Below are 12,598 nucleotides of genomic sequence, written 5' to 3'. Positions count from 1 at the left end.
TGTTGCCGGCAACCAGGTGGCTATTGCGGCTGCAACGAGCAAAAGCATGCCGGACTTGCGCCAGACTAGCAGTTCAACCGTAACAAAACGCTAAATGTCCGAGCATAATTAATCTCGAATATGGCCGGAGCACCGGACAGGCCGCTCTGCTGCAGGGCCGGTTGCTATCGTAATGGCCGGGGGATTGCCGCTAGGTGTATCTCAATTCCGTCTTCGCCCACTTCGCCACGCCAGGCGATGCGTTCGGCCGGCTGCCTGGCGCCAAAACGCGGTGAAACCCAGCCGCCCTGCCCCGGTGCGTCGCCGCCGGCGCGGATGTCGACCGCAGCGTCCGGAAAGCGAATGGCTATCAGCGGCTCATCGCCGCGCAGCACCATGACCGTGCTTTCGTCCCGGTTGGCGCCGAGGCCGGCTGCGAGTTGAAAGACGACCTCGGCCACGCGCCTGCCGCCGAGCAGTTGGTCGGTCACGACGATCCCGTCGGCCTGGTGCGTCACGGTGCGCTGATGCACGACGCCGAAGCGGCTTCTATACCCGTCATGGCGGGCGCGCAGTTTCCAGTGCGTTCCCGGCTCGCTCTCCACCAACTCCGCAATCGCCTTGTGCGACCAGTTGAACTCTCCGGCGATGATGCTTTGGCTTTTGCCCTCGATATTCAGCGTGTTATGCGCCGGTGTTGAGCGGAACCAGTCGCGCCAGACGCCCCCCGAACCGTAGAGCCAGGTGCCGGGGTCGACCAGCACCGGCTCGCCATCGATGCACAAGGTGAGCGACAGCGCGTCGGCATGGCCGTGAGCCGCTATCGAGAGATAGCCCAGCGGGCCGTGGTCGAATGTCAGATCGATGCTGCGGCCATTCATCTCACCGCGCCAGACGGAGAGCCCGCCTTGCGTGAACGTTTGCAGCCCATGCGACACCGGTGCCGGTTCCGACGGCGTGCCAAAGAAAAGGGCACGAAAATCGTCTGGCTCCGCCGCGTTGCCCGGCATCCCTAGAAAGCCATGGATGGCGGCGGCGACGGATTGGACATAGTCCGGCTCGTCCCCGAGCGTCAGCACGCGACCTTCGTCATTGTCGCCAAAGCCGGCGGCTGGTGGCAGCCAGGCGACGAAATTGGCAAAAGCGGCCAGGCGCGCTTCGACGGGCGAGGCAAACGGCGTTCCGGCCTGGCGTGCCGCAGCGGCGCACAGCAAGATGAGTTCGGCGGTGAAGGCCGCGTATGTCGGGGTCTGCTCGGCACCGGCGCCATCGGCGAGAATCTGCTTGCCCGCCTCAGCCTGGAGGGCGCCGCGTGCAGCGTCGGCTGCAGCCCCCAACGCCAGGCCGATCAGATACTCGCCAGCCAGTTCTGCGACGAGATGATTGTTGGCGGAGGAAAACCGGGAGGGGAACCGCGGCAGCCAATAGGCGCTTGCCGCCAGTATTTCGCCCACTTGCTGCCGTGTCGCCGCGCCTAATCGGTCGCCGACGAGGTCCATGGTGACAATCAGGCTGATGGCGCGCAGCGCGACTTCGATGCCGGAGGCCCAGCCAACCCCCCGAAACGGCGGGTTGGCCGAATGCCAGCTGCCGATCGCCGCCTCTATGGCCCTTCGGGACTGGTCGTCGCCGGCGAGAAGCAGGTGGGCCGCCAGTAGCGGCAACTGCTGCAGCCGGTTGATCTCCCACACATATTTTACATCGCCGCGGCCGCCGCCGTGGCGAAAATCGATATCGAAAGTATGGGCCTCGGCACCCGGCCAAAGCCTGCCGGTCACCGGATCAAGGCGCCAAAGCTCGGGAGGAAACAGCCGATCGGGATTGCGCCGTGGCCATGTCCGCCCAAGTGCGGAAAACTCGCCGCCAAGCGTGTTTTGCGCCGCCGCCGCTATGGCTTGCCGTTGTGCCGGTGTCGCATTCAGCACAGCATCGCGCAATCCACGCAGCACCGGATGCAACCCGGGCGAAGCATAACGCTGCCAGCCGCCGTCGCGGCGGCGCGAAGCGATCCTTCGACCCTGCTCGCCCAGCCGGTGCAACACCTCAGCCGGCTCCATGCTGCGCAACCGGTTGATGTACCAGCCGATTCTCATACCGCCCCGCAAGGGTTTCGATTCTTGTATACCATGCTGTCGAAAAGCCGAGCGACCGCAATCCTCTTTTCCGATCCTGCGGTTAATATCTCCAACCATGAAACGGAAAGAGTGGCGATGAGAAGGACGGCGTTTGTTGCAGCGTGGATGCTCGGCATGGCGATAGCCGCCAGCGCTGCGCCGATCCCGCTGCAGCGCGGCGTTGGTGTGCATGAATGGCTCAACTGGTCGCCGGTGGAGGAGGATGGATCCTACCGTTGGCCGCCCTATCGCAGCGAGCAGGAGTGGCGCGCTGGACATAGGCCGCTCACCGATTGGCCCGGCGACGCGTTTGCGCGCATTCGGTCGATGGGCTTCGACTTCGTCCGGCTGAGCGTCGACCCCGGCCCTCTGCTTGCCAGCCGGGGCGCCAAACGCCAGCAGGCGCTCGACATACTTGCCGCCGCGGTCGAGCGGGTCACGTCGGCCGGCCTCAAGGTGGTTTTCGACCTGCACGGCGTCACCCAGGTTCCGGCCTACGGCATGGAGATGATCCATGACGGTGCCGACAGCGAAGGCGTCGCCAGCTATCGCGAAATGGTTGTGGCGGTCGCCGCCATGCTGGCCAGGGTTGGCACCGACAAGGTAGCCCTCGAGCCTTACAACGAGCCGGCATACTACCCCTGTGATTCGAGCGGCAGCGATGACTGGCAACGGATCATGGCAGACACGGTCCGCGATATTCGCGCAGTCAGCAGTGAACTCACCATCGTCGCAACAGGCGCCTGTGGCGGCAGCATTGCCGGACTGGTCAATCTCGCCCCCGGCTTTGACGATCCGAATGTCTACTACAGCTTCCATATGTACGAGCCGCACAGTTTCACGCACCAGCGGTCTGACGGGACAGGCGCTTTCGCCTCGGGGCTGCCCTGGCCGGCCGACAGCAGCACGCCCGAAAAGGTGACCGAAACCCTTAAGGCCCGGATGGACGCCGCCGGCTTGAGCCCGGTCGAGCAGGTGATGAACATGGTCGCGGCGCGTCAAGCAATCGCCCGGTATTTCGAGCAGAATTGGGGGCCGAGCCAACTCGAGGCGAGCTTCCGTCAGGCGGTCGACTGGGCCGAGGCGCATGGCATTCCAGGCCGGCGACTGTTCATGGGCGAATTCGGCGTCATCCTCATGTCTGCGGACGGCCGCATGGGCGCGTTCGACGCTGACCGTCTGCGCTATCTCGAGGCGGTGCGCCAGCAGGCGGAACGCTTCGCGATACCCTGGTCTGTCTGGGAATTCGCCAATCCGCATGGGATGTCGCTGATCCTCCCCGACGGACCGCCTATAGCCGATGCCGGACTGGTGCGAGCGCTGGGTCTTGCGTCTCAGTAACGCGACATGTCGAGTTGCTGGTTGATGAGCGCCCGCTTGCCGCCCCGCCCGGCGGCAATGCGGTCCACGGCTTTCAGGCAAAACCGGATACGACCGTTTGTGCGGTTGACCAACGTCTCGACGAGTCGCGCGGCGCAGGCAGGTGCCGCCCCGGCGGTCGGGATATAGCGAATCAATGCCTCGCCGGGCTGGTCCTGGTAGAATTGCAGTTCCTCTATGCCGTCGAAGAATGCGGGGCCGTCGGGCACGAGGTGCGTCGTCACCACCCGGCCGCCGTCGGCGGTCACCAGATAGTCGACGTTTCGGCGCGGCATGACAGCCTCGACTCTAAGCCGCTGGCCGTTTGCCTCATTCGGCAGTTCCACCAACCGGGCAGAGTCGCCGGTATCGTAGCGGATGAAAGGCATGCCGGTCGACAGGAAGCCAGTGCCGACGAGCCTTCCCTCCTTGCCTGTCTCTGTTACCGGCTCGCCTGCCGCGTCGACCAATTCGGCGAGGCCGTAGAGAGGATTGAACGCGTAGCTGCCGGGGGCTCCGGGCGTTTCTTCGGCGAACAGCACCTTTTCGCTGAGCCCATAGAAGCAGGACAGCGGTACGTTGCCAAGAACGCTTCGGATGATCTCCCTTTGATGGGCATGGACTGGCTCCGAGATCATCATCATGCCCTTGACGGGCCGTTTTGGTACTCGGTCAAGCACGCGCATATGCCGGCAAAACAGCTCTATGGCCGAGGGATAGCCATAAAAATACGTGATGCCCCGCGCGTCGATCAGGTCGAGATAGGCATCGGCGTCGTCGACCGTCATTGGAAAGACAGCGAGCCTTAGCTCGCGAAGTGCCGGGTCCCATTCATGCAGTCGCTTGCCGGTGGCATCGAGGCTGAACCCGCGGAAGCAGACGCGCGCCGTGTCTTCATCATAACCGATCCCCGACCAGACGTGGTAGACGAACGCCATCTCGCGGGCGCTCCGATCCTTATCGAGATAGAAGCGAAATGGCTTGTCGGTGCTGGAGCCGTTGCCGGAGGCCTCATCCAGTTGGGCAATCGGCACCGCCAACGCTGCAGTTCCAGCCGCCCGCAGGATGTCCTTGGACAGGACCGGGAGGCGGCGCAGGTCGGCAAGTCCCAGCCTCGACAGATCGAAACCAGAACCGAGGGCCTGGTCGATCGACTCGCGATAGAACGGACTGCCCGCATGGGCTTTCTGCAACAGCGCGCGCAGCGCGGCCAGATGAAATTGCCCGGCATAGACAGGATCCTCGGCGGCCTTGGCGATCCGGCTCCGCCATGCCCGATAGGTCGCACCAAATTTCACCCGCGTTGGCGCCAGTGCCAGCATGGGCGCCAGCAGCCGCCTGACCGCCGGCGGGCTTCGCACATAGGCACCGCGCGCTACGTCAAGAAAATTCACGATTTTGCACCGGCCTGCCGTTTGCCGCCTCTTGCCACACACGGCATATCGATGCCGCGAACGAAGAAAGCTCCAGCCGTTCCCGGTGCACCGCCATGGCAGCGGAGCCAAGACTGGCGCGCAACGCCGTGTCGTCAACCAGTTCTGTCAGTGCCTCGGTCAGCGCCGCCACATCGCCGGGCGGCACCAGCAACCCGGTTTTCCTGTCGATGATGATGTCCTCTACCGCGCCGACAGGCGTGGTGACCACCGCGAGGCCGGAGGCCATTCCCTCGATGACCGAGACCGGGAGGTTTTCGGCGAATGAGGGGAGCGCCAGAATGTCGGCCGAAGCGATCAGCGATGCAACCTCGTTCGGACCCACCCAGCCTGGAAAGGCGATACATCCGGCAAGCCGCAGCCCGGCCGATCTTGCCCGTACGGCCTCGACGTCACCATCGCCGGCGATTGTGGCGCGCCACTGCCTGACAGGCTTCATGCGATGCAGTGCGTCTAACAATTGCGGCACGCCCTTGCGGTCGCCGATACGGCCCAGGAACAGGATGTGAACGCTGTCTCCACCACCGACATGGGCTAGGGACGGGACTTCGGTGGCATTGGGCACAATCACTATGTTCGCGGCCGCGCCTGGCGCCCGTGCAGTGACGAAGTCGCGCCAGATACGGCCCAGAACCACGATCCGATCGGCATGCTCGAACATATGCCGGATGCGGCGGCTCATGAAGCTGCGGTTTTCCTTCCAGAACGTCTGGTATTGAGCTCCATGCAAATGCAGCACATAGGGGATGCCGAGCAATCGCGCGCACCTCGCGATGACCATCTTGCGGTAGGTACTGCCAAAGCTCGATACGTTGATGTGAACGACGTCGGCACGGCCGGCAACACGCGCGACCACCATCCGAAGGCAAAAGCCAATCATGTAGAGGACCGACAGCGCGACCGAGCCCGAACCGCGACTGGGAAGGAACCGCGCTTCGACCTTTCCGTCTCCCTGCCGTTGGAGTTCGCGATCGAGCGCCGCCATGATGCGGTCGATGCCGCCCTGCCCCGACACACCCGACGGGGTCGCGACCAGGACATGTATTTTTCGATCGGGTAAGAGACTTTGCAGCATGGTATTCTGGATAGCACGGACCGCGTAACCACAAAGCAAACGATCCCGGTAAGTTTACGGCAAATCTTTTAGTTCAAACTGAATCTATTCACCCTTCGCCGCTGTCGCGCTGGATTTTCCGCCGGTCGACGGTTAGTCGAGGCGGAATTTTCCGGGGACAACCCTTTGCTGCTGCGCTCCACGCTCATCTACGCCCCGGCGATCCTGCTGACGCGGATTTCCGCGCTGCTCCTGCTGGTCATCGTGACGCGGCTGGTCGACCAGACCGAGTATGGGCTGCTGACCCTGGTGGTGACCGTCGGCGAAATGACCGACATTGCGGTCACCAACTGGCTGCGCATCGCTTTGCTCAGGCTTGGCGGCAAAGGCGACGTCAGCCGCGGCAGCCTGATGCTGGCCGGGCGGGTGTTGCTTGCCAGCACGGCGCTGGCGCTGATCATATCCGTGGTCGCCTCTGCAGTGATCGTGCCGGAGCGCTGGGTCGAGTTCGCGATCGCCGTCTGCAGCTACCTGATCGCCGGTTCCATCGGCCGCTACGCGTTGACGGTGCTGCAAATGCAGCAGCGTCATTCGGTCTATTCGATGCTCGAGTTCCTGCGCGCCGTGCTGCAGCTGGCGCTGCCGATCGGCGCCATCGTCATTTTTCAAGATTCCTTTCTGACGGTATCGCTCGGCTCGAGCCTCGGTGTACTGATCGCCGGCATCGTGGCGGGCGTCATGGCATCCCGACGCGTCGTTGCCGGTCCGCCACGCTTCACCCAAAAGGAGTTCTTCGTCCTCGGCGTGCCCCTGGTCATCATGGCGCTGGTCGGCTTCGGCCTGCACAGCGCCGAGCGTGTGTTCCTCAAGATCTATTACGATGCCGGCGCAGTCGCGATCTTCGCTGCAGCCTATGCACTGGCCCGCCAGCCGATCGATATGGTTGCCAATTCCATCAACATGGGCGCCTTTCCCGAAGTGGTCAGCCGGTTCGACGACGACGGGCCCGCGGCATCGGGCCGGCTGCTGTCGCAATTGATGGCCTTGATGATGCGCCTTTGCCTGCCGGTTGCAGCGATGCTGGTCGCACTCAGCAGCGATATCACGCAATTCCTGCTGCCCGCCGAGTATCACGGCCGTTTCGGCCTGCTCTTTCCGATCATCGCCTTCAGTGTGCTGTGTGCCAATCTCGCCAGCTTCGTCTATGGCACCGTGGTGCACGCACACAAGCGGCCGTGGCTGCTGATCATCGCCAATTCCTTCGGCTCGGTGGCGACAATCGCATTGTCCGTGCTGTTGATCCCGCCGATGGCGGAGGTCGGCGCCGCTTTGGCGCTGGCGGGCGGATCGCTGGCAGGCCTTTTAGCCTGCATCGTCATCAGCGAACGGCTGACGCCGGTGCCGGTGCCATGGCGCGACATCGGCATGTCGGTCGTCATCTCGCTCAGCACCGGGCTGGCCGCCAGCCTTGCCAGCGCTCTGCTCGGCAATATGCCGGCCATCTTCCCGCTCGTCGCCGGCGGCGCCGCTGGCGCAGTGGTTTTCTTCGGGCTGACCTGGCTGTTTTATCCCGCCGCCGCGATGCAATTCGTAGCCAAGCTGAGGGCGCGGCTGCGGCTCGCATAGGCCGCAACGACATTTGCCGAATTGTCGTTCCATAGTCCTGGAAAAAGCGGCTCCGACTTCGGACTGATGCAGCAGCCCAGGGTCGGCGCCCTGGTAAAGCTATTTATGGATCGACCTTCCGTCGTCCCCGACGGCCCCATAACTCCCGGCACAGCAGCGCCGCGTAGGCGGTGTTGGTGTCATAGTAGCGGCGCCACAAACGTCGCGGCTCCTGTGCCACGCGAAACAGCCACTCCAGACCGGCCGCTTGAACCAGTTTTGGCGCCCGGGCAACCTTGCCGCCATAGACATCGAAACTGCCGCCCACGCCCATGACGAAACTCGGGGTGAGTTCGTCACGATAGCGCTTGATAAAGCGCTCCTTGCGCGGCGTCGGCATCGCCACCAACAGGCAGTTGGCCCCCGAGGCGTTGATCGCCTCGACGATGCCGGCCTCGTCTTCCGGCTTGAAATAGCCATTGCGCATGCCGGCGACGACGAGACCCGGATGATCCTTGGCAAGTCGCATTCCAACGGCATCGAGAACGGATTGTTCGGCGCCCAGGAGGAAGGGCCTGAAGCCACGCTTCGCGCACAGGCTCAGCAGATTGATCATGATGTCGACGCCGGCCACCCGCTCCGGCAGCGCAACGCCGCAAAGACGCGCCCCCCAAAGCACGCCGATGCCGTCGACGTTGATCACATCCGCCGTCGCCACATCCTCCCGCAGCTCGCTATTGTTGCGCATGTTCACAAGCTTGGCGACATTCACCACCACATGATGCAGCGGCCGCCGCAGGGTCATCGCCTCATCGGCGATGCCCAGCGTCTCGGCCATGGTCAGCGCATGGATCGGCGCGCCAAGGAATTCCCGGCGCCGCGACACCAACAGGCGATGCTGCGCCCATGCCGGGTCGTGCGCGTTCATGCGGCCTCCTCTGCACTTGCAGGAAGCGCCTCGAGCGCTGATTTCTTGCCTTCGATGCGGGCGTCGGGCTTGCGTGCCTTGCGCCAGGTCCACAAACCCCTGGTGTCGATGAGCTTCTTGTCCTTGAGCGCTTCGGGATCAACCAGATTGAACTGCCGATGGTCGACCAGCAGGACGACGATATCGCACTGGTCGATGGCGGAAAGCGCATCGGTGAAGACGATGCCCTTGCCCTCGAGCTCATGCGGCAGCCTGTGTGCGTTGGGTTCAGCCGCAATGATCTTCAGGTTGGGAATATCCGACAAAAGCTTCACCACCTCGACGGCCGGGCTCTCGCGCATATCGTCGATATTGGGTTTGAAGCTGAGGCCAAGACAAGCGATCGTCTGTTTGCGGGACGGGTCGAGCAAGGCTTGTATATCCCTGACCACCGACAACGGACGCTCGGAATTGATCCGGCGTGCCGAAGCCATCAGCCGCGTGCTGTTGGGCGCGGCATCGATGATAAAATACGGATCGACGGCAATGCAGTGGCCGCCGACCCCCGGGCTCGGCTGCAGGATGTTCACGCGGGGGTGCCGGTTGGCGAGATCGATCACCTCCCAGACGTTGAGCGACAGATCCTGGCACACCGCCGCAAGCTCGTTGGCAAAGGCGATGTTGACGTCGCGGAACGCGTTTTCGGTCAGCTTCACCAGTTCCGCGCTTTCGGCCTGGGTCGTGAACAGGTCGCCGGCAACAAAGGTTGAATAGAGTGCCGCGGTGCGTTCCGACGATTTGCGCGACAGTCCGCCGATCGAGCGATCGTTGTTGATCAACTCGGTAAGGACCTTTCCCGGCAACACCCGCTCAGGCGAATAGGCGACCAGGACATCGGCCTGTTCGCCGTGCACGAGAGGAAATTTGAGGTCGGGCCGCAACTCGGCAAGCAGTCCGGTCATGATGCGCGTCGTGCCGACCGGCGATGTCGATTCCAGCACCACAAGGTCTCCCCGCTTCAGCACCGAGGCAATGCTGCGTGCCGCCGCGAGCACATAGCTCACGTCAGGCTTGTGGTCCTCGGTCATCGGGGTCGGCACGGCGATGACAAAGGCGTCCGCCGGCTGCGGCGTGCTGAAAGCCCTGAGCTTGCCGTTGGCTACAACCTTCTGGATCAGACCGTCGAGGTCCGGCTCGACGATGTGGATCTCGCCGCGATTGACCTTCTCGACCACCGCTTCGTTGACGTCGACGCCGATGACGTCGAGCCCACGACTGGCGAAGATGGCACAGGTCGGCAGGCCGATATAGCCCATGCCGATAACGGAAACGGTCTTGATCTCAGCCATGATGCAGCAGTTCCTCAACGATCCGGTTACTGGCCCGGCCATCGCCATATGGGTTGTGTCGTTCCGCCATGCCGCGATAGGCCTCCTGGTCGTCGAGGAGGCTGTTGGCATTCAACAGGATCTTTTGGATATCGGTGCCGACGAGACGGGCGGTGCCCGCCGCGATCCCCTCGGGCCGCTCGGTATTCTCACGCATCACCAGCACCGGCTTGCCGAGCGAAGGCGCTTCTTCCTGCACGCCGCCGCTATCGGTCAGCACCAGATAACTCTGCTTCTGCAGGAACAGGAACGGCAGATAGTCCTGCGGGTCGACCAGGTGGATGTTGGGCACGCCGCCCAGTTCTGCGTTGACCACCGAGCGCACATTGGGATTGGGATGGACCGGATAGACGATCTGCACGTCGTCGCGCACCGCCAACCCCTTCAGCGCCGTGCAGATACGATGGATGCCGCCGTCGAAATTCTCACGACGATGTCCGGTGACGAGGATCATTTTCTTGGCGGGATCGAGGAACGGGAAGCGGGCGGCGAGTTTTGCGCTCATCTGCCTGTCGGCGTCGATCGCGCCGGAAAAATGCAACAGCGTGTCGATCACCGTGTTGCCGGTCACGAAGATGGTGCTCGCAGCCTTTCCTTCGGCGATAAGATTGTCGCGCGCCTGGATGGTCGGCGCGAAGTGCCAGGTCGCGATATCGCCGGCAATCTTGCGGTTCAGTTCCTCTGGAAACGGAGAGTTGATATCGTGGCTGCGCAATCCTGCCTCGATATGGGCTACCGGGATGCGCTTGTAAAAGGCAGCCAAAGCCGCAGTCATCGCCGTGGTCGTGTCGCCTTGCACGAGGACGATATCGGGCTTCGCCTTCTCCAGCACTTCGGCCATGCCCAACAGGACACGCGAGGTCACGTCGAACAATGTCTGGCCGGGCTGCATGATGTTGAGGTCGTGATGCACCGGCAGGCCGGTCAGTTCGATGACCTGGTCGACCATCTCGCGATGCTGGCCGGTGATGCATGTCTCGGTGATGAAACCTGGATGGGCAAGCGCGGCACGCACCACCGGAAAGCACTTGAGCGCCTCCGGCCTGGTGCCGAACACGATGAGCAGTTTTTGCCTGGACGGCAGGTTTGAATGTGAAAGGACGTTCATTGCTGATCCTGGTCGCCAGAAGGCGTCGCGACCTGCCGATTATTCGCTACAAGAGCTATAATAGCGGCAGAAGCCGTCCTCGTGACCTTAAATCTTAACATATGCTTAACAGCCAAGCCCGCGTCCTCCCCGGTAACTCTTATGAAAGCCGGAACCGATAGGTATCTTGGCAGAGTAGTCTTGAAAAAGAAAATATTCGATTGACTAATATTTTAATTATCGGCCACGCGGTCGGATCTCGGCGCTGGGAAAATGAGCTTCTGGTGCGGTTGAGCGCAGCCGGTCACGTGGTTTCGAGCGGCCGCGCGCCGACGCCTGCGCCGATCGCACGCGGCCTGGATGTTGTGCTGGCGATCGAGAGCCGGCGCTTCGGTCCCTCATTGGCAAGCCGCTCCGAACCGTTGCCGTCTGGCGGTTCTGGTCCGGCCGACCTCGTAATCGATCTCACCGGCACTTTCGCACGACGTGACGCGCCGGTTCTGACGCTCGAATTTTGCGGCCGCAGCACGTTCCCCGCCGGTGTGGCCGAGATGCTGGCGAGCGGGCGGTTGCCCGAACTTGCCGTTCGCCTCGATGGCGTAACAGTCGCCCGGGGCCGACCGATGCTCGGCGACCGGCTCTGGCTGTCTCGCAGCTGCAACGACCTGCTCGCTGGGGCCATCTCGCTGGTCGCGCAAAGCGTCGCCCGTGTTGCCGCGGGCGAACTTGCGCCGATAGCCGATAGCCCGGCGCCGATGCTGAGGAACGGCAGATTTGTCCGGCACTATCTGCCTTTTTTCTGCAAGGGGTTGGTCGATCGCGCCGTGCAAAAACTCAGGCTTGGACGGCGTCCCTTCTATTGGCAGGTTGCCTATCGGCTGATCGACGGGCCAGGTGTCGCCGAAACCGGGCAGCTCGACGGTAAGCCGTTCACCGTCCTGCCGGACGATGGCCAGCGATTCTATGCCGATCCGTTCGTCCTCGAGCGGGATGGCCGCCACTATCTGTTTGTCGAGGAATTTCCCTACGCTACGGGTCGCGGCGTGATTTCTGTCGCCGAACTGGGTGACGACGGCAGCTTCGGCGTGCCGAGGGTGGTGCTGGAGGAAAAGCACCACCTGTCGTATCCGCAGGTGTTCGCTCACGACGGCGAGATTTTCATGATTCCTGAAAGTGCGGCGGCGCGCGAGCTTGTGCTCTACCGCGCCGCGCAGTTTCCAGATCGCTGGGTACGCGACACCGTGCTGTTGACGGACAAGGATTTCAATGATGCCACGCTGCTCGAATCGGACGGCCGCTTCTGGCTGTTGGGGACGGAGCGGTTCGGTTATGGCAGCGCGTCGGACACGATGGCGGTCTATTCCGCACCCTCGCTGCGCGGGCCGTGGGTTGCGCACGCGCTCAATCCCATCGCCGTCGATCACTCGGCCGCTCGCCCCGGCGGCGCCTTTATCCGCCACGGTGACGCCCTGGTGCTGCCGGTGCAAAACGGATCGAGAGCTTACGGCGGCGGTCTCGGGTTGATGCGCCTGGACCGGCTTGACGATTTCGACGTCCGTTTTGCGCCGCCCCGCCCGATCGGCCCGGGGCCGGCATGGGCCCGCGCTGGCATTCACACGCTCAACCGCGCAGGCAATCTCGAGGTTGTGGATAGCGCCGGCTGACGTCTGGA

At 63.1% G+C, this 12,598-nt stretch carries 9 protein-coding genes; 3 read left to right on the top strand and 6 right to left on the bottom strand.

The features are described 5' to 3' along the window. Window positions 1-164 precede the first annotated feature (164 nt). Entirely contained in the window at window positions 165-2,072 is a 1,908-nt protein-coding gene (locus tag AC0L2B_RS04855) for a heparinase II/III family protein (protein WP_473744432.1), read from the bottom strand. A 117-nt stretch (window positions 2,073-2,189) separates the two neighbouring features. On the opposite strand from AC0L2B_RS04855, the gene AC0L2B_RS04850 reads away from it, so the two are divergent. After that, window positions 2,190-3,434 carry a glycoside hydrolase family 5 protein gene (locus AC0L2B_RS04850; RefSeq protein WP_473744431.1) on the top strand — a complete coding sequence of 415 codons (1,245 nt, stop codon included), beginning with the start codon at window positions 2,190-2,192 and terminating at the stop codon, window positions 3,432-3,434. Here AC0L2B_RS04850 and AC0L2B_RS04845 read toward each other — a convergent pair. Both AC0L2B_RS04845 and AC0L2B_RS04840 read right to left on the bottom strand, forming a co-directional pair. Further along, the gene (locus AC0L2B_RS04845) at window positions 3,428-4,846 is read right to left on the bottom strand and encodes a phenylacetate--CoA ligase family protein (RefSeq protein WP_473744430.1); all 1,419 of its coding nucleotides are present in this window, start codon (window positions 4,844-4,846) and stop codon (window positions 3,428-3,430) included. The two genes, AC0L2B_RS04850 and AC0L2B_RS04845, sit on opposite strands and share 7 nt — an antisense overlap. After that, window positions 4,833-5,960, bottom strand: a complete 1,128-nt coding sequence (locus AC0L2B_RS04840) for a glycosyltransferase family 4 protein (protein WP_473744429.1) — start codon at window positions 5,958-5,960, stop codon at window positions 4,833-4,835. The genes AC0L2B_RS04845 and AC0L2B_RS04840 overlap by 14 nt, the downstream gene beginning before the upstream one ends. A gap of 165 nt (window positions 5,961-6,125) precedes the next feature. On the opposite strand from AC0L2B_RS04840, the gene AC0L2B_RS04835 reads away from it, so the two are divergent. Beyond that, window positions 6,126-7,565, top strand: a complete 1,440-nt coding sequence (locus tag AC0L2B_RS04835) for a lipopolysaccharide biosynthesis protein (protein WP_473744428.1) — start codon at window positions 6,126-6,128, stop codon at window positions 7,563-7,565. Between the two features lie 103 nt (window positions 7,566-7,668). Here the strand turns inward: AC0L2B_RS04835 and AC0L2B_RS04830 are convergent, their stop codons facing one another. The 3 genes from AC0L2B_RS04830 to wecB are packed head-to-tail and all read right to left on the bottom strand — an operon-like array spanning window position 7,669 to window position 10,947. Then, window positions 7,669-8,472 carry a WecB/TagA/CpsF family glycosyltransferase gene (locus AC0L2B_RS04830; RefSeq protein WP_473744427.1) on the bottom strand — a complete coding sequence of 268 codons (804 nt, stop codon included), beginning with the start codon at window positions 8,470-8,472 and terminating at the stop codon, window positions 7,669-7,671. Then, entirely contained in the window at window positions 8,469-9,800 is a 1,332-nt protein-coding gene (gene wecC, locus AC0L2B_RS04825) for a UDP-N-acetyl-D-mannosamine dehydrogenase (protein WP_473515559.1), read from the bottom strand. The genes AC0L2B_RS04830 and wecC overlap by 4 nt, the downstream gene beginning before the upstream one ends. Then, on the bottom strand, window positions 9,793-10,947 hold the full coding sequence (wecB, locus tag AC0L2B_RS04820; RefSeq protein ID WP_473744426.1) for a non-hydrolyzing UDP-N-acetylglucosamine 2-epimerase: 1,155 nt from the start codon (window positions 10,945-10,947) through the stop codon (window positions 9,793-9,795). The genes wecC and wecB overlap by 8 nt, the downstream gene beginning before the upstream one ends. Before the next feature lie 263 nt (window positions 10,948-11,210). Between wecB and AC0L2B_RS04815 the strand changes: the two genes are divergently transcribed. After that, a complete protein-coding gene (locus AC0L2B_RS04815) occupies window positions 11,211-12,590 on the top strand; it encodes a glucosamine inositolphosphorylceramide transferase family protein (protein ID WP_473744425.1) in 1,380 nt (459 codons plus the stop codon). The last annotated feature ends 8 nt before the right edge of the window (window positions 12,591-12,598 follow it).

The organism is Mesorhizobium sp. WSM4815, assembly GCF_055811575.1.
The sequence above is the reverse complement of the archived record's forward strand: the minus strand, read 5'-3'. Positions and strand labels throughout refer to the sequence as shown.